The following is a 23,856-nucleotide window of genomic DNA, read 5'->3' as shown; positions in this document are numbered from 1 at the left end:
TCAGGTTATAATCATGGATTTAATAATGAACATCAGTCAATTGAACGTAGAAGAACAAATAATAGAAATCAGAAACATACACGTTATTCTCGATTCTGACATCGCCGCTTTATACGGAGTAGAAACAAGAGATATTAATAAAGCAGTCAAAAACAACCCGGATAAGTTTCCTGATAACTATATTATTCAACTAAATAAGCGTGAAAAGAATGAACTGGTGGAAAATTTCCACCGGTTCGATGGACTAAAGCATTCAACAGTAAACCCTAAAGCCTTCACTGAGAAAGGTCTTTATATGCTAGCTACTATATTAAAAAGCCCAAAAGCAACAGAAACTACTTTAGCCATTATTGAAACTTTTACCAAAGTAAGGGAAATATCACGTACTATTAAAGCAATACCACAAACCCCACAAAATTCACCAAAGTACCAAGAGCTCATGCAAAAAACAGGTAATTTAATTTCGGATCTAGTGGTTCCTGATGACCTCGACACATCTGAAACGGAAGCAAGCATAGAGGTTAATCTTGCTATTGTAAAATTCAAATATTCAGTCAAGAAAAAAAACAAGTGATATTTTATTGAAATAAAAAATTTTGATGGGATGCGATATTTTAAAATTGATATGAAATTCTAATACTTAGATTCCTATGATCTTAAAACCCACCATTAGAGGCCTAAAAAAGACAATTACTATTATTGCATTACATCCCACTCCTGAAGCCTGTAATGACAAAAATTGCACTATAATAAACTATGCTGTGGTATATAGCACCTATTAAGGTAAGAAATGTCCACACCACAGTCTTATTCTTTTTTAATAGTCGAACCTTCCCTAGCGAAGCGAATTGTTATTCGCTCCCAATTCCTCAATTTTCGGCATCATCTAGATATTGCTTGGGATTTTGAATCTGCCAGGGAGTACCTGTCCTTTACATTATACGATCTTATTTTAATTGATATAAACATTCACCAAAGAACTATATTAATTAATCAAATTCAGAACAATTGGCGCATTGGCAAAAAAACCCCTATTATAGGTATATCTTCACACGAAGATTATGCATTATCAGAAGAGAACAAGGAGCGAGTCTTTCGTAAGCCCTTTACAAAAAAAGACGTAATAAAAATTATTGAGTTCCTTAATGGTTCAAGAAAGAACCATTAAATCATTTCATAAAACTGGACAAGGATAAGCCTAATGTTTAAAAAATTATTAATTATCAGCAGTCTTGCGCTTACCATTATAATCCCTAATACACTTTGGGCAAAAGAAAATTGTGCGTGTAATATGGGCTCAATGAGCCAATGTCAAAGTGCAATGGATCAAATGATGATGGACAAGTTAGGAAAAAAAGACAACCAATACGATAAACGCTTCATTGATATGATGATACCTCATCACCAGGCTGCCCTTATGATGGCAAAAGATGCCTTAGACAAGGCAACACACCCAGAAATCAAGGAAATGGCTCAGAAAATCATTGACACCCAACAAAAAGAAATTGAGCAATTAAAAACATGGCGTAATCAATGGTATGCAAATGAACCATCAAAAGGAGAATAGCATGTCCCACCAACAGTATGAGGCCTGTATTAAAGCCTGCCAAAAATGTGTAGCTGAATGTGAGCATTGCGCAACGGCTTGCAGCGAAGATGACAACCGTAAAGACCTAGCCTGTTGTATTACATTGGATCGTGATTGTGCAGCAATCTGCGCCCTTGCAGCAGAGATGATGGCCAGGGGTTCATCCTTTGCTAAAGAAATTTGTGGATTATGTGCTAAAATTTGCCGTGCTTGCGGCGATGAATGCAGTAAGCATCAGCACATGGAACACTGCAAGCGATGTGCCGATGCATGTTATCAATGTGCTGAAGAATGCGAAAAAATGGCTTAATGTTCAAGCTCCTTGCAGATACTGTAATGGAGCTTACAACGAATGGTGCATCATTAATTTTGGCAATTTAAAATCGCGATAACTCACTAGGGTCATCATGCCCGTTTCTTGATGATACAGCATATGGCAATGCATCATCCAATTACCAGGATTATCGGTATCGAATTGAATGTTCACTGTTGATTTTGGCAACACGATGACCGTATCGTGCAACAAGCCATTCTTTATTTTTTTACCATCAATCTCGGTTACTTCAAATACATGACCATGCAAATGCATAGGATGAGCCATGGTCGTTTTATTGTTAAAGACCATTTCAACGCGTTTATTTCCATCAACGATTAAAGGTTTGATGTCTGGCCACTTTTGGTTATTAATAGTCCATTCATAGCGCATCATATCGCCTTCTAGATTAACGGTTAAGATTTGGCCTGGTGTTTTATCAGGCAGTGGGTTTAATGCTTTAAATTGAAACTCCTGATCATAATTTAAAGCCCCTGCTTTACTTGAATTTTTTTCATTAAGTTTAGGAATAATCGCTTTAGGCGTTGCGAGTATTAAACCCGTTTGCATCTGCGTCCCCTCGCCTTGAGCAAGAATAGGATATGCTGCTTCACCCTGGGGAATAGTCACCAGGACATCAAGTCGTTGTCCCACAGCCAGTTGAAATTGCTCGGATTGTACCGGTTGAATCGATTGGCCATCGAGTGCGATTGCCTCTCCTTTCAAAATACCTGTATTTATAAAAAAATTGGACATTGCAGAACCCGCAATGAAACGTAATCGAACAGTATCTCCTGGATGAACGGGAACGATTTGAGGATTTTTTAAAGTTTTATAATTGGTGAGAAAAGCATCATAATTGACATCATTTAAATCAGGTGCCGCATTATCCATAGGCATAGAAGACATCCCACTGCCATGATGCATGTGGGTCATTTGCCCTTTTTTTAACTCACTTAGAATCACTTCTGGTTTTTTAAAACTAAAATCTCCGATAAATAAAGTAACCTCTTTATCACTCACCTTATCGTTTGGATCAGCAATAATCAAAGGGGCTGATAAAAATTGCTGTACTTGTAAATCATGATGCGAATGCATCCAATAAGTCCCAGACTGTTTAAGTAAGAAATGATAATGATACTCGCCGCCTGGGGGAATAGGTGCTTGCGTCACATAAGGTACCCCATCTTGATCATTAGGAACAATAAGACCATGCCAATGTAAGACGGTGGGCTTATCCGTTTGATTTTTTACAATCGCATCAAATACTTGACCTTTGACCCCCTTATATCCCCATGCCCCATCGGGCTGTTCGATGCGGAACAACTCAGCTGGTTTACCATCCACTTCGGTTTGGAACTTTTTAATCAATAATACTGTAGGATCAGTCGTTTTACGAGAAACAAGCTCTTGATTTGCAAGAGCTTGTCCTAAAAACAGCGTACTTAATAGTACTCCATGAACGCAATAAAACAATTTCATCAATGTAATCCTTAATTAGACTGTGAGGTTTGATAAAGCGCGCGTAATTGCGTTAATATTTTTTCCAATTTATCCCAATTCGCCTGAGTCCCCTCTTTATCGTTGGCATCTCCCGTTTTATCAAGGCGTGTAGCCAACTGCGCAACAAAGTTTAAATTACTTTGTAATGATTTTTTCTGCTCATCGGATAAGTCCATACTTAAAGGGGGTAGTGCGTTGACTAAATCGCGAATGGCAAACGCATGCTCATGAATGGAGGTTAACTGGTTTTCTTTTAATGATTGAGTAATGGATGCAGCCTGTGCATCAATAGCCTTCCAAATCTCAGGTATTGTGGAAGGAATAGCTACTTTAGAAACTTCAGCAGTATTGGCAAAGAGTCCCAAAGGCATTGTCCAAATAAAAAGGCTCATGATTAAACTAAGCCATACCGATTTTTTATTGCATTGCTGTGTTTTCATGGTGTTTCTCCTAGTTGATTATCCTTTAAAGCGATTCGTTTTTCTCGCCATTGTTCAATGGCGTTATAGACGGTCGGGACTACAAACATATTAAGTACGGTTGATGTTAATAACCCGCCTAACAGCACCTGGGCTAAAGGACGCTCCAATTCTTTACCGGCAGGTGAGCCCCAAAGCAGGGGGAAAAGCCCCAGTGCTGCGGTGGCGGCGGTCATCAACACTGGCACTAATCTATCAAGCGTACCATCAATAACCACTTGCTCGCGTGTTTTTCCCTGCAAACGCAATTGATTGTAATGGCTAACCAAAATAATCCCATTTCGCGCTGCAATCCCAAATAAGGTAATAAAACCAATCATGGCGGCCACACTCATCTCGCCACTGGCGATAAAGAGAGATATGACTCCGCCAATTAATGCTAAGGGTAAATTAAACATCACCAATAAGGCTTCTCTAAAGGTACCGAAGGCTTTATGCAGCAAAATAAGCATAATAAAAATAACTAAAGCGCCAAAGGTAAGAATCACTTTGGATGCCTGCTGTTGACTTTCAAATTGACCGCCGTATTGAATGAAGTATCCCGCAGGCAGTTTAATCTTCTCTTGCACCTCTTGTTCAACATCGGCAATCACACTGCCTAAATCACGTCCTTGCACGTTAAAACCAATAACTAATAGCCGCTGCACATTTTCCCGATTAATCGCAAAAGGTTGTGGTTCTACTTTAATATCAGTAACCGCGCGCAAAGGAATTTGGCTTAAATTTGCTTCAGCTTGTCCGTGCGCATCAATGAGCATTTTTTGAATGGCTTTAATGCTGTCGCGTCCCGGCTCATCCATACGAAGATATAAATCAAAGGTGCGTTGGCCTTCTAAAACACTCGAAACACTCACGCCATTTAAAAGCACTTGCACGTCTTCAGAAATCTGCCCCACATTCACGCCGTACCGTGCGGCTTTTTCACGGTCAATTTTAATAATGACCTGCGGTACATTAATTTGCTGCTCTTTGTTCACATCGACCACCCCTGGAACCGATTTTAAGACAGCCTCTAACGATTGTCCTAACTCATTTAAGGTGGATAAATTATCACCAAATAGCTTCACTGCCACCTGCGCCCGGACTCCTGATAACACTTCGTCCATGCGGTGGGCAATAAATTGCCCCACATTAAATACGGCTCCGGGAATATTGGCTAAATCTGCACGAATGAGCCGTAACAGTTCATCAGGGGGCATGAATTTGTTTTTATTAAAATCAAGACGCAAATCAAATTCACTGACATTAGGCGGTAGTGCATCTTCATCCAACTCACTGCGTCCGGCACGCTGAGCAATTGAGATGACTTGCGGATAACGCATTAAGGTTTTTTGCACCTGTTGACCTAAGCGCATTGATTCCTCTAAGGAGGTGCCAGGCAAGGTACTCATGGCTACAATGAAATTTCCTTCATGAAATTCAGGTAAAAACGAAGTACCAAAAAAAGGAAGTAAAGCGAGCGCAAATAAAAATGCGGCCAGAGACATCGCAACTACCGCTTTAAAATGTGCCAAAGACCAGTGTAAGGCAGTTAAAAAATGTCCCTTAAGCCACCGGACAAAACGGGTTTCAGACTCAGCATTATGTTCTGTCTTTTGCTCAACCCCATAATGACGCTCGCGTTGGGACAACGCATGCAAGCTCACCTCAGCATCTTCCTTTTTTTCTTGGCTTCGAACCAATAAGAGATAACAAAGTGCCGGCACCATAGTAATGGACACCACAAGCGAACCCAATACCGAAGCAATATAAGCAATGGCCAAGGGACTAAAAATACGCTCAGCAATACCTGATAGAAAGAAAATCGGTAAAAAAACAAGGCTTATAATGACGGTGGCGTAAACAACGGAACTTCGTATCTCAAGCACGGCATCAAAAACGACTTCAATTGCAGGTAGTGGATTAATTTCTTGGCGGTTCACTCTTAAGCGATGCACCACATTTTCTACGGTAATGATGCCATCATCCACCACCTCACCAATGGCAATTGCCATCCCACCTAGCGTCATCGAGTTAATGCCAATGCCAAAATAGTGCAATACCAATAAACCAATGACAAAAGATACCGGCATGGAAAGAAATGTAATAAACGAAGCGCGCCAATTCATCAAAAACAAAAACAGTACGGCGATAACAATAATCGCGCCCTCCAAAAGTGCGCGGGTTAAATTATGAATCGCAGACTCGATAAAATTGGCTTGTCGAAAGACTTCGGTTTTAAGCGCAACACCCGCGGGCAGTGTTTGCTTGATGTTCTTTAAAGCCTGCTCCACTTTAGCAGTAGTTGTCACCGTATCAGCACCATAGGCTTTGGAAATCGTGCCAATCACCGCAGGCTTTGTATTATAAGCGCCATCTCCACGCTTAATTTCTCCACCAAAGGCGACGATTGCCACGTTATTGATGGTAATGGGGACTCCTTTTCGCACTGTAATCGCGGTTTTTCTAATGTCCTCCAGGGATTGGATTCGACCAACCGTTCCTACCACAAGCTCGCTTCCTGCCTGGTGCACGAAAGCACCGGGTACATTTTGGTTGGCGGTGGTTAATGCTTGGCGCACTTCTTCAATGGTTACACCATAGGCAAGCATGCGTTCAGGAATTAACCGCACCTGGTATTGTTTCACTTCACCACCCAGTGATACCACTGAAGCAACCCCACCTAAGGCCAAAATCCTGGGCCTAATCGTCCAATCCGAAATTGTGCGCAAAGTTTCTGGGCTTGCGGTATCACTGATTAAGGCGTATTTAACAAGCCAACCCACAGCTGAGGTCACAGGAAGCATCACCGGGGGATTAACCCCAGGTGGAAGTCTGTTGCTCATTTGTTGAATACGCTCGTTAACCAGTTGTCGGTTACGGTAAATATCGGTTCTATCATCAAAAACCACTGTAATTGTCGATAAACCAACAGAGGTTTTTGAGCGCACGCTAGCCACCCCTGGAGTGCCGTTAATGGCACTTTCCAAAGGGTAGGTGATGAGCGTTTCGACATCTTGCGTTGCCATGCCCGGCGCTTCGGTTTGTACCACTACTTGCGGTGGCGCAAATTCAGGAAACACATCCACCGGCATTTGTTTTAAGGTGTAACCACCTAAAAGACAAAGAACCAGTGTTAAGGCTAGAATCAAAAGACGATTATGTAACGACCAGGCAATTAAGCGAGTAAACATTAGTGAGACTCCTTGTCACCGTTTTTTTTGCTGCCACCACCGCTTAAGGATAAGGTGTATAATTCACGGTTTCCTTGAGTCACAACCGCATCCCCTGGCACTAAGCCTTCTATAATTTCAGTGTACTTATCATCACGACCCCCGAGCTTTACCGCCGTTCGGTCATAGGTGGTGCCATTCTTTACAAACACAAAGGTGGCGTTGTCGATTTCAAGTACGGCATTATTAGGTATCGTGAGCGCACCTTCTGTAAAGCGCAAAACCACATTGGCACGCATGAACATGCCCGGCTTTAGTAACCCTTCTTTGTTATCAAGACTGATTTGTACATTCACACTGCGTGTTAAGGGATCTAAGTTGGGCTCAATCAGCGTAACCTTGCCTGGAAAAATTCGATTTGGATAACTTAAAACATGGACATTAACGTTTTGTCCTCGTTTAATCTTACCTAAATCTTCTTCATACACTTGGGCAATGGCCAGCAATTGGTCGCGGTTACTGATGTGGAACAAAACGGTATTAGGCTCTACTGCTTGGCCTAAGTTCACGTTGCGTGCATCGATAACACCTGAAATGGGTGCTTTTACCGCGACACTGGGTGGAGGGTCTCCAACGAGACGCGATTGCACGGTAGCTACAACTTGTCCTTTGGTTACCGTATCACCTAGATTGGCAACAATATCAGTCACTGCACCACTAATACGCACGCTAACATCGGCTTGAGCATTGGGTAACAATTGGATTTGACCATTTAACGTCAAAAACTCAGCCATTGGACGCGCTGTGGCTTCAGATACTTCAATGCCCAGCATCGTGGTTTGTTCAGGTGTTAATGTAACCGCCTGTGCAGGGCCTGAGGTATTTACTTCAATTTCATCCCCATGCGCGATAAGAAGTGATGAATGCAAAAGGATCCCCAGCAAAAAAACTAACCGCACTCTTTGGCGGGTACTATGAGTTCCATGAATCATTTAGTCGTGTCCTTAGTGAAAGATAAATAAGAGCACAACTCGCTTGAATGCGGTGCTCCAATAGCCGTACATAAGGCAACATACGATTGAAAATATTGCCCCACGGTCGTTAAATACGCCATTTGTACCTCGTTTTGTTGCCGTTGGACCTGTAAGACATTAAGAAAAGAGACTTGCCCATTTTGATACGCTTCACGGGCAAGTGTCACATTCTCAAGTCCTAAACGAAGAGAGGTTCCTTGCGTTTGTACCACACTTATTTTAAGCGCATTTAGCTGACCGTAATTGCTGGTGACTTCAGTTTCAATAGCAAGATTTAAGGCATCAATGGCCATCATTGCCTGAGCACCTGTAGCGCCCGCCTCTAAAATTCGTCCCTGATTACGATTCAGTATCGGCAGGGGAATCGATAACGAAACTCCTAAAGTGCGGTCGGCTTGTTGGGGTGGGGCACCTTCTACCACAATTTTATCTTGCTGTACGCCAACACCTAAATTCCAATCCGCAAAGCGCTCTGCTTGTGCCAAGCGCCTATCAGCCAATGCACGCTGTTCTGCGAGTAATAAGCCTCGCCGGTCAGGACGATTATTGAGTGCATGATTGATTAGACTTCCTAAAGAAGGAAGACCTTTCGCTATCCTAATCGTTTTCTCAACGTGCAACGACGCATTAGGTGCGCGTCCAATAAGTTGATTTAATAGCGCATATTGGCTAATCAGTTGGCTTTTTAATAGTTGTTTTTCTTGTTTGATTCGTGCGTATTCGATGCGAGCTGAATTATCATCCAATTTAGAAATTTCAGCTGCATGGTAGCGATTATGAATGACACGTACTAATTCTTGATTAATACCTTGTAAATAATTAAGTTGTTGCATCCGATTTTCTGCAACCACCACCGTATAAAACGCATTGGCGACTTTTGCACTGAGTTGGCGTGTCGCCTCAAACACTTCCGCCTGCGCGCGAAGAATATCAATACGTGCAACCGTTTTTTGTCTGCCTATTCGGCCTGAAATGGGAAAGGCCTGGTTAAAGTTGATGCTGCGAGAATACTCCCCTTCGTTATTAAATAACCTGTCATCATTATTATTTAAATTCAAACTAGGATTAGACCATAACCCTGACTGCGTGAGACGTGCTTCGGCAATAGCAATGGCAAAACGTGCTGCCTTTAAATCCTTATTATTTTGAATACCCAACTGCGTAAGCTCTTTAAGATCTAAAGGAGGCTTTGCATACCCCAAGAGAGGTATCAGCGCGATAACACCCATCAAAAAACACGTGAATCCCCAATTCTGTTTTATCATGTATACTCTATCCCTAAAATGACATTCCCTTCATTGCTATTCTATCATGACAGTTTATGACGTAAACGCAACGCATTGACAATCACTGACACGGAACTGAGTGCCATGGCAGTACCGGCTATAATCGGGTTAAGCAACAACCCTGTAAGTGGATAAAGAACGCCTGCCGCGACCGGCACGCCCAGTGCATTATAAAAAAAGGCAAAAAAGAGGTTTTGATGAATATTTTGTACCGTATGCACCGATAATTCGTAGGCTTCTAAAAGTTTGCTTAAATCACCTGATAATAAGGTCATGCCAGCGCTTTCAATCGCCACATCACTACCGGTTCCCATCGCAATGCCAATGTCGGCTTTTGCCAGCGCAATGGCATCATTAACCCCGTCCCCCACCATGGCAACCACATGTCCTTTTTGTTGCAGCTTGCGAATTACGTTGCTCTTTTCATCGGGCAGCACCTCAGCAATGACTTCTTGAATACCAACTTGTTGGGCTACCGCTTTAGCTGTCATGGCATTATCACCGGTGAGCATGATGACTTGAATGCCCTTTTTTATTAAGGAGGCGACCGCATGTTGGCTCGACTCTTTAATAGGGTCGGCTACCATAAAGACACCGGCTAATTGTTTATTGACCGTCATATAAATCACAGTAGCTCCCTCTTTTTGTGCTGTTAATGCCGCATCAGGAATCTCATCACCAGGAACAGACAACCAATGGGCATTGCCAATGGCAATAATCGCATCATTGATTTTGGCTTGAGCGCCTTTACCTCTGACTGCAATAAAATCTGTGGCCTCTTCCAAATTAATTTGGCGTTTTAGCGCTTCATCACGTAAGGCTTTAGCCAGTGGATGTTCACTATGACGCTCAAGGGATGCCGCAAGACGCAGCAGTTCATCTTCTTGCCAATTCATACTTGGGATAATTTGGGTTAACGCTGGATGGCCTTGAGTCAATGTTCCTGTTTTATCCACAACAAGTGTGTCGACTTTTCGTAATAGCTCTAAAGAAGCTGCGTTTTTAATCAAGATACCACGTCGTGCGCCTTCACCAATCCCCACCATGATTGACATAGGCGTTGCAAGCCCCAAAGCACAAGGGCAGGCAATAATCAGTACGGAAATAGCAGCAATTAGTCCATAACTTAAAGAAGGCTCAGGCCCTATTAAAAACCAGACGAGAAACGAAAGCCCTGCAATCCCTAAAACCAATGGCACAAACCAGGCTGAAACAGCATCAGCCAACCGTTGAATAGGAGCTTGAGTGCGTTGCGCTTCGCTGACTTGGGTAATAATACGAGCAAGTAACGTATCTTTGCCCACCTGGGCGGCTTTTATAATGAAGCTTCCTTGTTGATTGAGGGTCCCGCCAATGACGTGATTGCCTATTTCTTTTGCAACAGGCATAGGCTCACCGGTTAGCATGGACTCATCGACATCGCTTTGACCCTGAATCAACTCCCCATCAACCGGGATTTTTTCGCCCGGACGCACTAGTAATCTGTCCCCTACGCGCACCTCATCAAGCGTAATATCCTCATCTTTATCATGATCATTTAATCGATGAGCGACTGTAGGATTTAAATGAAGCAACGCGCGAATAGCATCTCCTGTGCGTTCTCGCGCCTTCAACTCCAATACTTGACCTAAAAGCACCAGAGTCGTAATGACTGCTGCCGCTTCGAAATATACCGGAATCATCCCATTTTCTTGCAAATGAAGGGGAAACCATTGGGGGAAAATAACTACTACTAAACTATACCCCCAGGCAATTCCCGTACCTAAGGCAATTAGAGTAAACATATTCAATCGTTGTGATCGAAGCGATTGCCAACCTCTAACGAAGAATGGCCAGCCGCAACCCCAAACCACCACGGTGGCAAGCATTGCTTGAAGCCATAAGGATAAAGGCACTGGAATCGATGCGCTCAACCAGCGTTCACCCATCGCTAAAATCACAATGGGAATACTGGCGACAAATGCCACAATGAAGCGCCAAAACATGTCCTGATATTCAGGATTTTTTTGCTCTGTTAAACTCACTTGTTCAGGTTCAAGCGCCATGCCGCAAATGGGACAAGTTCCGGGTTTGTCTTGACGGATTTGCGGATGCATTGGGCAGGTATACATTGTAGTTCCTGTCTCTTTATCAACACTGGACGCAGGAGGGTTTTTATGTTGATGAGCGCAACAACTGTGCTCCTCTTTGGTGTGCTCAGTTTTGTGGTTATGTGTACTCATCATTCACCTCAATCGTATTTTTTAAGCAAGCCCATTATTTCATCCATTTTTTCCTGACGCGATTCCTGACTGCCATGGCAAGCAACCTCATTAAGACAATTTAAAACATGGCGCTCAAGCACGCCGAGCTCAATTGTTTTTACAGCATTTCGAACAGCACGCAATTGCGACAAAATATCCACACAATAACGCTGCTCTTCAATCATCCGCTTAATACCTTCAAGCTGACCTATAGCTCGATTAAGTCGGGATAATTCACTATGATGTTCAGGAAGTTTGGGCATGACATGTTCTCCAACATACCCTTATAGGTATATACCTATAAGGGTATGTTGTCAATCAACCCATTAAAACTCAATGAGATACATTTCTAAAAAGATGACAACTAAGGATTGATAATCGTAAATATTCTAATGTTAGTTTTTGGAGTGATTAGCGGCAGATAACGCATGGCTGTACAGACAAACAGAATTTTTGCTCTTCTTTTGCTTCGCCGCATAACAGGCAATATCGGCTTTTTTTATGACTTCATTGATGGAAGACGAGTGCTTATTCAACACTGCAATACCTATAGAACAACCAGTCAATTGCACGTTATCTTGGCTCAATTGCCTGGCTCTTCGGACAATATCCGAAGCAATTTTTTGAGCATCCTCAATCGCAATATGCTCCATTAGTACAATAAATTCATCCCCACCATAGCGGCAGACTAAATCTTCTTTTCGTAAACGCCGTTTTAGGAGTTGAGTGAATTGCTGTAATGCTTTATCCCCTATGTCATGACCATGATTATCATTAATAGCTTTAAAACCATCCATATCAATAAAGAGTATCACCAACATCCCCTCATCCAGTTTAATTTTCTGAAAACGGTGATTCAAAACCTCTAATAAATAATCTCGAGTTAAACACTCAGTCAAACTATCGAGTGTACTGCGCTGTTTTAATAATTCATACCGCAGGGTGATGTCATCCATTAACTCCATTTTATTCATGGTGTTCGTCATTAAATTGCAGGATAAATACACATAAACGCCTCCAAGAAGAAAGAGTGTGGCATACCAATAATTAAGACAATGGGGATCGTAATAAATGCCATAGACGATACAGCCGGCATAACTTAAAATAAAAAAAGCAATAAGTAACAGATAAGAAATCCATTGCACACGATAATAAAGGGTTTGTCGCAGTAATCTAAAAATTAAAAATGCGCCTGAACCAAGAAACCCAATGCCTAAAATAATCATACTGACCGGTATCAATAGCATCTTATCAACTTAAATGTTTCTCTACTGAAAGCATAGTAGTAAGTCCTTATTTTTGCATTGCTCTTCAAATGAGGGGATGCATTGAGCCAAGAATGGGTGCTTATTAACTAAACCATTGACTCAGTCACAGGCCATAGATATTCTTAAATTATTCATTCCACCAGTTGTCTATCGTACACAGTGACGAAGCATTGAAAAATTACCTGACTCATGAGATGTTAAAAGAATTGTTAACCTTAATGACTCAGGAACTTCCCATTTGATTTGGAATGCATGAAAAAAGCCTTGAGGCTTTTGATTATCCACTGATTGAAAAACAGCTCAGGATTATTTGATGTACTTTTATAATCAGGAAGTAAGTACTATAGAAGAAACCATCACCTATATTGAGGGCTGGCTGCAAAGGGATACACCATGAATAAAAAATTGTTTTATACACTGGAGCGCGAGTGTTTAATTTATTTATCCAGAAAAGAGGTGACCCAAGAACTGCTTCGCCCGCTAATTAACGAATTTCTTTCCACACAACCAGAGCATCTACTGTTAATCCTGGCCAAAGAAGAGCAAACGACTGATGCAGTCAGTGATGTAATCGCCCATCAATTCACCGATGCCCATGATATTTTAATTCATCGAGTGATACACCACCTTAACGACCTGCTTTATGAAACCATCAAGCCTTATTATTTCCAGAATAAATGCTAATAAAAATCCACTCATCTCCTGATAACAAAAGCCATCAGGAATCAGTTTATGTCTTCCCCTTCTCTTTCTTTAATTGTTCCTGTTTTCTTAAATAAATTTCCTGCCTGTTAATGCTCACCTGTTTAGGCGCATCAATTCCCAATTTAAAATTTCCAGGTTCATGAGTTTTAAAAGGGGTAATCACCACCTTTTGATTGTTCTCTAACGTAATAATTAACTCAGATTCAAAAGCTACTGTTCTTATTTCCATATTGGTTTACTCGTTTTAGTTCAAAATAATTGCAAAAAAACACCGGTTATACTACAGCAACCATCTGTGTCCTATGGGTAGAAGCAGGAAAAAATGGAGGTTCTTTTTTAATTGCATAAAACCCATTAAGGCTTGGCTTAACCTCATTACTGAACTCCTGCACCTCATTGGATTGTTCTGCATCCAGTTGCTCCAGACGAATAATCTGTTGTTCCTGCCTGTCTAACAATGTGCGATACCTTTGATTGCTTTGTTCTAATTGTTTCGTAACCACTGCGAGTTTGCGTTCGGCCTCACATATTCGTTCCGCAACTTGATCAAAACTTTTTTCTTTATTGGTAAGAAACTCATTGAGTCTTAATTGAAATGAAGTTCTTTGTTCTTCATCTGCAATGACCGTTTTTGATAAGGCCTCCACGGTACTTCTCAGAACGAGGGTAATCGATTGTGCCTGGTCAACCTCTTTACCCATTTTTAGTTTAATGTCTTCAAGTTCTTTAATTTTATCAGATAGCTGATTCTGATTGTCTTTATACGCCAGAACAACCTGCTCTAATTCCTTTTGAGTGTTTTCTAAAACTTGAGACTGTTCCTCAATAGAGCCTTTAAGCGTTTTGGCAGTCAATTCGAGTTCAATCTGAGTTGCACGCAGTGCCTTTTCGGTATCATTCAATTCACTGATTTGTGACTTTAATGTCTTAATTTGCTCACAAAATTGTTGAACACTCTCGGTTAGACGTTCATTTTCTTTCTGAAATGCATCAATTTCAATAGCCAGTTGTTCGCGCAAGAGGTCTAAAATTGAAATAACCGTATCCAGAAGCTCAACAAGACTTGAAATTCCTGCATTTAATTGTTCGCTATTGTCTGTATTTTGACTCTGATGATTATCAAGAAGGAAACTGCTTGCTGTATAAACAATTGCTGTAACAATACTGAGTGTAATGAGGGCTGCAAGATTTGCCATGAGCCCAGTCAACAAAAGAGGTACGGTAAGCACTGCACCTGCGGTAATTTTTTGCCATAAAGGGATTTTATTCCACAAATTGGCAGCCCTCGATAATAGACTTGGATTTTGGTTCATCGCTTGAATCAATTGATTCAGATCTACCTTGATTTTCTGTATTTTATTTTGAGTCGTTACAATCTTCTCAAAACGTTCTTTATCTTTTTTTGTTTTCTGAGCGCGAGTGTCCTGCTCCATGTCTTCTGATTGATGGATATCAGAAGCCAACTCAAGTTCCACTTTTTGATACGACATGATTCTTCCTTACAACGAATGGGTCATCCATTTTTTTTAAATCGAAATGGTGTCACCTGATTATCAGAGTAAGATTACGATAAGCAGGGTAACGGATAACCTCTTAATTATTGAGTTAATTACCAGTACCTTTTTTACGTATTGGATTGAGGTGTATCTGCGGTTTTTGAAGCAGCGTATAAAAACCGTGAAAATAAGGTCTTAAGGTTGCTTATTGAGGGGGAAAATTGATTTTTAATATTCAGAATGTTACTCATTACCACGTTTCCTTAATTTGGTTTGAAACAACAATCAACCGAGTGCTTTTCCTTCGAACGGTTAAATCTTGGTCATTCTATCGAATAAATTGTGTTCAGTCATTCTTTTTTTAGTGACCCACTTTTATTGATGATATTACAGGCTTTAGGTTATCTAAATGGATGTTTTTTTGGATCCCACCAACCACCAAGCGGTTCGTTTTCATCAAAATACTCATGCACTTTTTTAAAGGAATATTGAGACAATTGTTCATATTCTGATTGGGGTAACAACATATAGTCTTCTTCATCATCAATAATAGAGTTCAGCATCACTCCGACCAGGTGGCATCCATGCCATTTTGCACGGGTAGTTCGATTTTTTCTTTTGGTGTTTTTATGACACCGTGCGGCAAAGGACTTCACTTCATCGTTCAAGAAGGCATCAAGGTAATGGAAGGTTTTGTAAGCCAGCTGAACATGGTTTGGGTGACCTGCAAACACGGTAGGTTGTCTATTTCCTGCGGTAATGGAGGCCGTGGTACAGCCAAAGATGTATCCTAAAAGAAAAATCAGTTCATCCTCGTAATCATCCATGGTGAGATTACCTACGTTAAACCCCTTACTGATCTCAAAGAGTTCAGGATTAAACTTTTGAGAAAAGAGTTTTTGATTTAAGAGTTCATGACGGATTGAAAGCAGATGTGGTCCAATCTGGTGGCAATTGTCTTCGGTTAGGTAATAATTAATCGTTTTATTAAAGGTGTCCAGTAATTTTTCGTCTGGTTTTTTAATAGTAAGACGCTCAATATATTTGCGGTATTTTTTATAGGACTCATTGGTTCTAAAATCATAGCCCTCGGGTTTACGTGGCCATTCGCGTACTTCTTCAAAATCAAAGAAATCAAACTCAGTGTCTGACTCTTCCTCGTCTGATGACTTATCAAGTTCATCACCAAACAAGGAAATGACATTGGTGTTGCCAAGAGCTACTGATGTTATCACTGGGATTGACAAACCAGTTGGTTTTGGATTGATGTTACTAGGTTTTAATGTGTCCGTGTTTATCGATGGTCTAATTGATTCAGTATTTTTGTCTCGCAGTACGGTACAGCCATCCACTATCGCCTGTGAGAGACTGATATTTTTTTGATGTGCGAGGTCTTTTAAAGCGTTATACGCTTCATCACTGATGGTGATAGTACGCAGAGTTTTCTCGACCAGATATTTTTTTTGATTCAGAGCACGATAACAGCGACTAAAAGCTTGAGGATCTACGAATTCATCAAGCCATAATTGAAACAAGCGTACTGTTTCTTCATCATGCGCCGTGTTTTTGAATTCAGCAAAGGCTTGGATTGCTTTTATTTTCACCGAATTGTTCGTCTCTTCAGTCATAAATCGATTATTTTGAATGGCACGTTCAAAATAGTGATAACAAGATACATAGTCATCCAGGGATACTTTGCGTTTTTTATTGGCCATAGTTTATAAAGTTCTATAGTAATTATTGAAGGCAGTTTATTGATAACCATTGAATTTATCAATAGTTGATACATTAGATATGTTTAATTTGGGTTTTACACCTGTTTGTATTTACCATCTGTTGATACATTGATTATATCAATTAGCCCCCCGGCCGGGATCTTGGTAAAAAAGGGTCATGTTTAACTTTTAATCTTAAAAATAGCGTTCGAATGAAATAGTTAATTACTATTTCATTTAACTATTACTCTCATTGAGTACACTTTCTCCTTGTTCTTAAGTCCTTATCGGTATTGCCTTAAGTCAATCTATTCACATGGTTATCCCCTAAAAATGTGGATAAAGGTATGTTCGAATTTTACCCACCTGCCTTTGATTTTGGAGCTTAGGAGCATTTAATAGTTATGAGCGAAGCGAATTCATTTAAAGCAGTTTAAAAGAAAGATTTAGATTTGTGCCTCGTCATTCATCGCTCAGTCGCAAAAATAAAAATAACGGAGTATTTTATTAAGAACAATGAGGAACGGAGCGAGCTTGCGAGTGAGTAGTCATTGTTCTTAATAAAATGCGGAGTTATCTTTTATTGCGATTGAGTGATGAGTGATGAGGCAATCGATCTTTAATTATTGCTTTGTTTGTTTTTTTATTTGATTATTGGCCATAGGCCAATTCCTTTTAATAAGATGAAATGATTGATGAGCGAAGCGAATTCCTTATTATTAATTATCCACAGAACCTTCTTGTGGATAATATTCAAGAAGGTTTAAACGGGACTATAAGTAAGAGCGGACACTTAAAAGCTATTCTATAAGACACTTAAATTTCATTATGACAAAATATATACAGTAGCTTTTGTTAAAAATGATGGTTTATTCATTGTAATTCACATGTTTTGCAGGTGATGGACATTTTTTTTAATCTAATTATAGATAATGATAAAAATTGGGGTTTGTGAGGCATTTTAGTGGTGTTGGAGGTATAGAAGGGCTTCTCTAATAACAAAGGTAAGGGTATTGAAGTAGGTTACAGCGCCCTATTCCCGCAATTTGTGGCGACGTAGAAGGGATTCTCTTCGTCTGCGTTCTTTTTCGCGCAACCGCTCTTCAGTGTTTTGCTCTCCCTTAAGCATGCCCTTCATCGCATCAAGATGGGTTTTAGCATTCCCTTGGGGAGCTATAAAATCAAGAATGTTACGTGCGGCAGCCTGAGACTCCTGAGCATTGGCAATAAAGGTGCTTCGCTTCTTATTAAGCCGTTTACGCGCTAGAGCGCGTTGAGCAGACAGAGCCTGCAGATTAATGTTGCATGCTTTAAAAAAAGCGGGCGTTAGGCATTTTACCGCAGCAAGACCAATAAAACGCTCTTTTCCCTCTTCAAGTTTGACATCAAAACGCTCGATCATTTTTAAATAGCCTGCACGAACCAGTAATTTAATGGCGCGTTGTGCTCGCTTTAAACCAATTCCTGCCTTATCAGCAAGAAATTCGATGGTAAGGGAGCGAAATCCTTCACTTGCATGAGGTACACCCACCCTAAGGCTTGCCAGTTCTGTGTAATGTAATAAGACCTGAGCAATACTTGCCAAAGCTTCACGTGCCTCAGAGCGCTGCTGGCGCGTTGAGTTGCGACGCATACGGATTTCTTTAAAATAGGATGTGGGTAGCCCATAGTAACGCCGCCAGGCATCAATCGCCCAGGTAATTATTTTGGGGCGATCCTTATGTTCCTGTGGCTTTTGAAAAAAACGCGGGGACTCAGGATCATGGCCGCACCAGTTACCCTGACGCACCACTCCTGCTCGTCTAGAGCTGTAGTTTGTGTCTGTTGATTTCTTTATGAAATCAATGCAATCCATCACTAACGCACTTTCTTGCATGCGTAAAGTATCCTTAGCGTCTAGCCAATTCGTTGACAAAAAGTTTAAGGAATACTAATATGATAGCTGAATACCCTCAGAAGTATTATGCATATTAGTATCCTATGTTTTTTCTTTATGGCTTGGTTGCAGCCATGCCATAAAGCCCTCTTTTCTTTTATCTATTTATTTACCATTCTTCGTCTTCTATAAATTTTATATTTTTTTTATTATGAATAATATTTCTCTTCTAATTGAGATTTAATATGCACTACAAATTTTAAATGATCAATATCTAAAAAAATATCAGATGATTTTTTCACACCCAAAACTCACATAACATATTGATATTTAAGAATAAATTTATTAACAAAAAAATATAATCTCTATTTTCCCGACACTAAAAAAGAAATACACTCATAAGCACTACGGTAGTGCAATTATGCTTTATTATTTATATTTTTTGATGTAATGTAGTTAGTACAAATCTTAATATTTAGGGGAGTTAATATGGCAATAGAGAATAACAAAGCAAAAATTGTTGTTATTGCAAATAATAAAGGTGGGGTTGGAAAAACTGTGTTAGCGCAACTATTAATTAGTTATGCAGTTACCATATTAGGGTTGCGAGTATTAGCTGTAGATGGTGATGGGCAAGCAAACCTAAGTAAACGAATTGTTAAAGATAATAGACTAGAATTACCTGCAAAATATTTTCCACCAATTCATCCTGAATATGATCCTGAATTGCATCCTAATTGGGATGGTATTTCTAGCCTAGCATCTTTATATATGAAAGATCAGCCTATTGCTGCTTATCCTGCCTATGAATATGAAAACTTAAAAATTATACCAGCCCATAATGAAATCTTGAAAAAAATTGAAGAAAAACAATTTGATAGCAATTTATCATATGATGATTTATATGATATCCCAAGAAAATTTTTTGATCCTGAACGTATGTATCAAGCTGGATTTGATTTGATTATTGCAGATTGCGCTCCGGCCATATCAATAACGTCTGTTGGTCTAATGCGTGCTGCAACTCATACTGTTATGCCGTTTCAACTACAAGAGAAAAGTTGTGAGGGTTTGAATGCAATGCTGCATTGTTTTCATGAACAAAATGATGCAAAACCTAGATCTCAAGCTAGTAAACTTATTGGGTTTCTAGCCAATCAAAAGGCCTGGAATAAAAGGACAGGGCAAGACGACCAGCGTAGTAAATTAGAAGAGAGTGTTTATATCAAGCCTTATTTAATTCCATGTGAATTAAGAGATTCTGGAGATATGTCAAAAGTAGATACGAAAGGAGCTGATTTAGCTATGCCTTTTAATGGACTAAAGAAGAGTTCAACATTAAGAATTGATGCGATTAAAGCATGTAATTATATTTTTGAAAAAATAGGATTCGAAGATCTTATTGCAACCAAAGGATTAGTAACAGAAGAGCTGGAGGAAATGGCATGAGTATGATTTTTGAGAACAGTACAATAGAACGCACAGAAACAATAATAAAAAAACCAAGTTCATCAAATGGTGATGTTACTAGGTCATTAAATTTTGGAAATGTTTCTAAACAAGTAAGTTTTAATGATGGAAATGACGAAGGCTATTATAAAGTTAGGCCTAAAGCTTTAAAACCTAGCGCTCATAATCCTCGTCCAGACTGGGTGATTGATGATGCCTGGTTGGTAAAACATGTTGGTATCGATATGGAGGATATTTTTGAATCTAATATGAACTTGAATTGTTTAGTAAAAATTAATGAAGAAGAAGTTGATGGCAAATTGATTGAATCTATTATATTTCCTCAATTTGAAGAGCTTCTTAACTCTCCCAATATCACTCAAAAAAAAGAATTTGACTTTTTGGTTAATCTTGCAAAAAGCATTAGGGAGACTGGACAAATACAGCCGATCGAAATTGAATCAGACTCTGAAAATAATACATTAGTTGTGCTTGAGGGTCACTTAAGACGTTTGGCTTGTATTCTTGGTCGCATTCCCTATATTAAGGCAATTCGCAATGAAGGCCTTCATAATTTGAGCAGAAGAGATAAGATTGGTCGTCAAATTACTGAAAATAGTTTGAGGACTAATATTAGTGTTCTAGGTAACTTTAAACTTGCCTCTGAAGAAATTAAAGAAAATCCAAAGATAACAGTTAGAGACCTTTCAACTAGATTAAAAATTCAGAAAGATTTAGCTTCCACCTTAATTAAATTAATTTTATATCCAGATAAGTATCATTCATCAATATACTCAGCGTTGGAGTCGGGGCATTTATCAGCCAATAATCTCATTAAAGTGGCGTCATATAATCGACAAGATCGCCAGGAATTATTTATTTATAAGTTGTTAGAAAAAAATATTGAATTACCTGTTCAAATGAAAAAACCCATTCCAAGAGGAACTGATGGCCGCAAAAGATCCGTTGCTTCAATGCAAATTAAAACAATCGACAATTGTGTTAAAGCAGGTAATAAGCTTCTAAGCTGCATACCCGAATTGAAGGATTATTCGACTATTTCAGAAGTTAAGACAGTTGATGATATGGTATCTCTTTTAAAATCATTGGAAGAATTTTTATTGGGAAAAAGTACTGAGGAAAAATAATGTTTCTAGAAAGACCTAAAGAACAAAAGAGTTGTTTAAAAAAACAAAAAAAAATTACTCTTCGCGTCCCAGAAAAATTATGGACATCTATTCAAGAAAAAGCCAAGAAAGAATATTCGGGAAGAGGGAAGCAATCTCAATTAGTAAATGAGGCTTTAGAACACTTTTTTAAAAGTTCATCAGTAGATGATATTAATTGGAATAATTCATCCGATGATTATGTTCTTATTAATTTACTGACTCAAATTAAATTAGGAGCCATGATGAAAAACATTGGTTCTAATCCTGTTCAAGCAAATATTGATATGCATAACATAGAGAAATTAATAGATTTAGAGCTTAACATAAAAAATTCTAGAAAAATGTTGGAAGTACATATTAAACCCGCAATTATTCGGATGGCTTTAAGCCAATGGATGTATGCGGACCGAAAGTTTCTTAAGGATATAGCAAGCGAAGAATAATAGTCCCGTACGGGACAAGTCTTCTATAGCCCATGATGGCAGAGGATTATAGGGGTTTTTAAGTTTTTTTTTGCAAGCAAATAAAAGGCAATTTTATGAATATCTTAGGCAAGGGTATTAATGCAATTGAAGTTGATTTATTAAACTTAAACCATGAAAAGCAAAGTGGAAATATAATGAAAAATATTTCGCTTGCAAAAATTGTTCTTGGTAAATATCAACCTCGCAAACATGGGAAAATTTCAAAAGAGTCTCTTCAAGACTTAGTAGAGTCTATTAAAGAACAAGGCGTCTTACAACCTATTATTGTTAGAGAAATGGATGATGAAAAGTATGAGCTGATAGCTGGTGAGAGAAGATATCTTTCAGCTTTAGAAATTGGTTTAACTGTAATTCCCTGTCTAATAAAAAATGTTAATGAGAGAGAAGCTTTTGCCATTGCATTAATTGAAAACATTCAACGAGAACAGCTAACTTTACTTGAAGAATCTGAATCTTTATTAAAGCTTAAGGATGAGCATTTTTTAAGTGTTGATCAAGTATCCAAAATAATCGGTAAGCCGAGATCTACTGTTGCCAATTTAATTCGTGTTGCATCATTATTAAGCCCTGAATGTAAATTGTTTTGGGAAAATGGGGATGTGGATTATGGCCATATTAGAGCAGCAATTATTTTAGATCATAAATTTCAAAATATTGTAATTCAATATGTTATAGACAAAAAACTCTCTGTTCGAGAAACAGAAAAGTTTATTAAGGAGAAGAAATATCTGGATTTACTTGAGCCTCAGGTTACAAAAATAAATAATAGGCCTCTGGTTTCAAGTGATGACATGAAGATCTTATCCGAAAAATTTTTAAACCTATACAACAAAAATGTAAGAATTAATGCATTAAAGACTGGTCGAATAAGAGTTTTGATGGAATTTGAAAGTATTGAAAGGATTTATGATTATCTTGATATTGAAAATTAAAAATATTTATAAATAAGCAAATCCATCAGTATTGATTTTCAAAGTAGATACTCCCTGGTCAAGTGAAAACGCATGAAACCCGTTTTTGCGCAGAAAATGCACTGCATAATCACTTCTAACGCCACTTTGACAATAAACAAGCAATTTATCCTGTGGAATTTTATTAGATAGCTCAATCATCTGGCTGAAAGGAATATGAAGTTCATCACTAGTTAACTTGACCTTACGATCTTCATTAACTTCTCTAATATCAATGACTTTATAATTTGATAAATCAATTTTTTGAAGTTCCACACTAAAATTTTGAGTTGGCCAAGAAATCGATTTATGATGGCAGCCTGAACAGCGATCTATTTGTGAAAATGGTAACTGTTCTGTCTTTAAGGTATCACTATCAAAAGTAATTATTTTTTGAACTGGGGTGGCGTTTGGATTTACAAAATATTTAATGGCTAATGATGCGGTCATCGATCCAGCTATACCTGTTGTTGGACCTAGAACGCCAGCATCAGAGCAGTTGTTCATTAAAAAAGGTGGTGGTGGTTCAGGAAATATACATCTATAACATCCTTGTTTAATATCAAAAAAAATGATTTGTATTTTATTTTGAAAAATACTTGAGCTAATGAATGGTTTATTCAATTGACAGCAAATATCATTAACTAAATAACGAGTTTTAAAATTATCGGAACCATCAATAATTAAATCGTATTGAGGAATAATACTATTTGCAATTTCAATATTTAATTTTGAATTGTATTCAATTAAATTTGTTTCTGAGTTTATGGAGCTTAGTTTTTGGTAAGCAATAGATGATTTGGTGCTCCCAATATCATGTTCGGTATAAAGAATTTGTCTATGTAAATTAGACAGAGTCACAAAATCATAGTCAATAAAACCTACTTTCCCAATGCCACCAGCCACCAAGTACATAAGAGCTGGGGAGCCGATTCCTCCGGCTCCAATTACTAACACAGAAGCCTCAGCTAATTTAAGCTGGTTTTCTTCCCCAAGAAGATTAATTTGTCTACAATAGCGTTCTGATGGCATATATGACTATAAAAATAACGAAAAAATTTATTGAATCTAGAGCATGAACTGAAACTTTAGGTACTTTAAGACCAACATCTGCTCATTGTAGTCTCAAAAGCATTTTATGTCAT

Annotated in this window: 22 protein-coding genes; 9 read left to right on the top strand and 13 right to left on the bottom strand. The window is 38.9% G+C overall.

Annotated elements, in window-relative coordinates; all coding sequences use genetic code 11:
- The first annotated feature begins 13 nt into the window (after positions 1–13).
- The 4 genes from FOLKNPGA_RS18715 to FOLKNPGA_RS18700 all read left to right on the top strand — a co-directional run bounded on the left by FOLKNPGA_RS18715 (position 14) and on the right by FOLKNPGA_RS18700 (position 1,898).
- Complete coding sequence (locus FOLKNPGA_RS18715; RefSeq protein WP_080443406.1) at positions 14–574, top strand: ORF6N domain-containing protein; 561 nt, start codon at positions 14–16, stop codon at positions 572–574.
- A gap of 216 nt (positions 575–790) precedes the next feature.
- Complete coding sequence (locus FOLKNPGA_RS18710; protein WP_061401132.1) at positions 791–1,168, top strand: response regulator; 378 nt, start codon at positions 791–793, stop codon at positions 1,166–1,168.
- Positions 1,169–1,201: 33 nt separating this feature from the next.
- Positions 1,202–1,567 carry a DUF305 domain-containing protein gene (locus FOLKNPGA_RS18705; protein WP_061401131.1) on the top strand — a complete coding sequence of 122 codons (366 nt, stop codon included), beginning with the start codon at positions 1,202–1,204 and terminating at the stop codon, positions 1,565–1,567.
- Between the two features lies 1 nt (position 1,568).
- On the top strand, positions 1,569–1,898 hold the full coding sequence (locus FOLKNPGA_RS18700) for a four-helix bundle copper-binding protein (protein WP_061401130.1): 330 nt from the start codon (positions 1,569–1,571) through the stop codon (positions 1,896–1,898).
- Between the two features lie 33 nt (positions 1,899–1,931).
- On the opposite strand, the gene FOLKNPGA_RS18695 is transcribed toward FOLKNPGA_RS18700, so the two are convergent.
- From FOLKNPGA_RS18695 to FOLKNPGA_RS18660, 8 genes are all read right to left on the bottom strand, one after another.
- On the bottom strand, positions 1,932–3,383 hold the full coding sequence (locus FOLKNPGA_RS18695) for a multicopper oxidase family protein (RefSeq protein ID WP_061401129.1): 1,452 nt from the start codon (positions 3,381–3,383) through the stop codon (positions 1,932–1,934).
- An 11-nt stretch (positions 3,384–3,394) separates the two neighbouring features.
- Entirely contained in the window at positions 3,395–3,844 is a 450-nt protein-coding gene (locus FOLKNPGA_RS18690; RefSeq protein ID WP_061401128.1) for a hypothetical protein, read from the bottom strand.
- Positions 3,841–7,056, bottom strand: a complete 3,216-nt coding sequence (locus tag FOLKNPGA_RS18685; RefSeq protein WP_061401127.1) for an efflux RND transporter permease subunit — start codon at positions 7,054–7,056, stop codon at positions 3,841–3,843. Before FOLKNPGA_RS18685 ends, FOLKNPGA_RS18690 begins: the two co-directional genes overlap by 4 nt.
- The gene (locus FOLKNPGA_RS18680) at positions 7,056–8,027 is read right to left on the bottom strand and encodes an efflux RND transporter periplasmic adaptor subunit (protein ID WP_061401126.1); all 972 of its coding nucleotides are present in this window, start codon (positions 8,025–8,027) and stop codon (positions 7,056–7,058) included. Before FOLKNPGA_RS18680 ends, FOLKNPGA_RS18685 begins: the two co-directional genes overlap by 1 nt.
- On the bottom strand, positions 8,024–9,334 hold the full coding sequence (locus FOLKNPGA_RS18675) for a TolC family protein (RefSeq protein ID WP_061401125.1): 1,311 nt from the start codon (positions 9,332–9,334) through the stop codon (positions 8,024–8,026). Before FOLKNPGA_RS18675 ends, FOLKNPGA_RS18680 begins: the two co-directional genes overlap by 4 nt.
- 44 nt (positions 9,335–9,378) lie before the next feature.
- Positions 9,379–11,580 (bottom strand): copper-translocating P-type ATPase, encoded by a 2,202-nt coding sequence (locus FOLKNPGA_RS18670; protein WP_370529215.1) that lies wholly within the window; start codon positions 11,578–11,580, stop codon positions 9,379–9,381.
- A 5-nt stretch (positions 11,581–11,585) separates the two neighbouring features.
- Complete coding sequence (locus FOLKNPGA_RS18665) at positions 11,586–11,861, bottom strand: metal-sensitive transcriptional regulator (RefSeq protein WP_061401123.1); 276 nt, start codon at positions 11,859–11,861, stop codon at positions 11,586–11,588.
- Positions 11,862–11,993: 132 nt separating this feature from the next.
- A complete protein-coding gene (locus FOLKNPGA_RS18660) occupies positions 11,994–12,845 on the bottom strand; it encodes a GGDEF domain-containing protein (RefSeq protein ID WP_230305021.1) in 852 nt (283 codons plus the stop codon).
- A 414-nt stretch (positions 12,846–13,259) separates the two neighbouring features.
- Here FOLKNPGA_RS18660 and FOLKNPGA_RS18655 point away from each other — a divergent pair, with 414 nt between their 5' ends.
- Positions 13,260–13,550, top strand: coding sequence for a histidine kinase (locus FOLKNPGA_RS18655; protein ID WP_182352923.1), 291 nt, complete (start codon positions 13,260–13,262; stop codon positions 13,548–13,550).
- Positions 13,551–13,596: 46 nt separating this feature from the next.
- On the opposite strand, the gene FOLKNPGA_RS18650 is transcribed toward FOLKNPGA_RS18655, so the two are convergent.
- From FOLKNPGA_RS18650 to FOLKNPGA_RS18635, 4 genes are all read right to left on the bottom strand, one after another.
- Positions 13,597–13,800: a carbon storage regulator gene (locus tag FOLKNPGA_RS18650; RefSeq protein WP_061401120.1), complete on the bottom strand. Its 204-nt coding sequence runs from the start codon at positions 13,798–13,800 to the stop codon at positions 13,597–13,599.
- A gap of 46 nt (positions 13,801–13,846) precedes the next feature.
- Entirely contained in the window at positions 13,847–15,061 is a 1,215-nt protein-coding gene (locus FOLKNPGA_RS18645) for a LegC2/C7 family Dot/Icm T4SS effector (protein ID WP_182352922.1), read from the bottom strand.
- A gap of 407 nt (positions 15,062–15,468) precedes the next feature.
- Positions 15,469–16,782, bottom strand: coding sequence for a hypothetical protein (locus FOLKNPGA_RS18640; protein WP_182352943.1), 1,314 nt, complete (start codon positions 16,780–16,782; stop codon positions 15,469–15,471).
- 1,033 nt (positions 16,783–17,815) lie between these two features.
- Positions 17,816–18,658 carry a hypothetical protein gene (locus FOLKNPGA_RS18635; protein ID WP_182352951.1) on the bottom strand — a complete coding sequence of 281 codons (843 nt, stop codon included), beginning with the start codon at positions 18,656–18,658 and terminating at the stop codon, positions 17,816–17,818.
- A gap of 489 nt (positions 18,659–19,147) precedes the next feature.
- On the opposite strand from FOLKNPGA_RS18635, the gene FOLKNPGA_RS18630 reads away from it, so the two are divergent.
- The 4 genes from FOLKNPGA_RS18630 to FOLKNPGA_RS18615 all read left to right on the top strand — a co-directional run bounded on the left by FOLKNPGA_RS18630 (position 19,148) and on the right by FOLKNPGA_RS18615 (position 22,693).
- The gene (locus tag FOLKNPGA_RS18630) at positions 19,148–20,107 is read left to right on the top strand and encodes a ParA family protein (RefSeq protein WP_028383843.1); all 960 of its coding nucleotides are present in this window, start codon (positions 19,148–19,150) and stop codon (positions 20,105–20,107) included.
- Positions 20,104–21,255, top strand: coding sequence for a ParB N-terminal domain-containing protein (locus tag FOLKNPGA_RS18625; RefSeq protein WP_028383842.1), 1,152 nt, complete (start codon positions 20,104–20,106; stop codon positions 21,253–21,255). Before FOLKNPGA_RS18630 ends, FOLKNPGA_RS18625 begins: the two co-directional genes overlap by 4 nt.
- Complete coding sequence (locus FOLKNPGA_RS18620) at positions 21,255–21,719, top strand: hypothetical protein (protein ID WP_028383841.1); 465 nt, start codon at positions 21,255–21,257, stop codon at positions 21,717–21,719. Before FOLKNPGA_RS18625 ends, FOLKNPGA_RS18620 begins: the two co-directional genes overlap by 1 nt.
- Before the next feature lie 95 nt (positions 21,720–21,814).
- Entirely contained in the window at positions 21,815–22,693 is an 879-nt protein-coding gene (locus tag FOLKNPGA_RS18615; protein ID WP_051190616.1) for a ParB/RepB/Spo0J family partition protein, read from the top strand.
- Between the two features lie 6 nt (positions 22,694–22,699).
- Here FOLKNPGA_RS18615 and FOLKNPGA_RS18610 read toward each other — a convergent pair whose 3' ends face one another.
- Complete coding sequence (locus FOLKNPGA_RS18610; protein WP_182352993.1) at positions 22,700–23,743, bottom strand: ThiF family adenylyltransferase; 1,044 nt, start codon at positions 23,741–23,743, stop codon at positions 22,700–22,702.
- Between the last annotated feature and the right edge of the window lie 113 nt (positions 23,744–23,856).

It is taken from the genome of Legionella sp. PC1000 (assembly GCF_014109805.1).
In the GTDB taxonomy this organism is placed as follows: domain Bacteria; phylum Pseudomonadota; class Gammaproteobacteria; order Legionellales; family Legionellaceae; genus Legionella; species Legionella resiliens.
The sequence above is the reverse complement of the archived record's forward strand: the minus strand, read 5'-3'. Positions and strand labels throughout refer to the sequence as shown.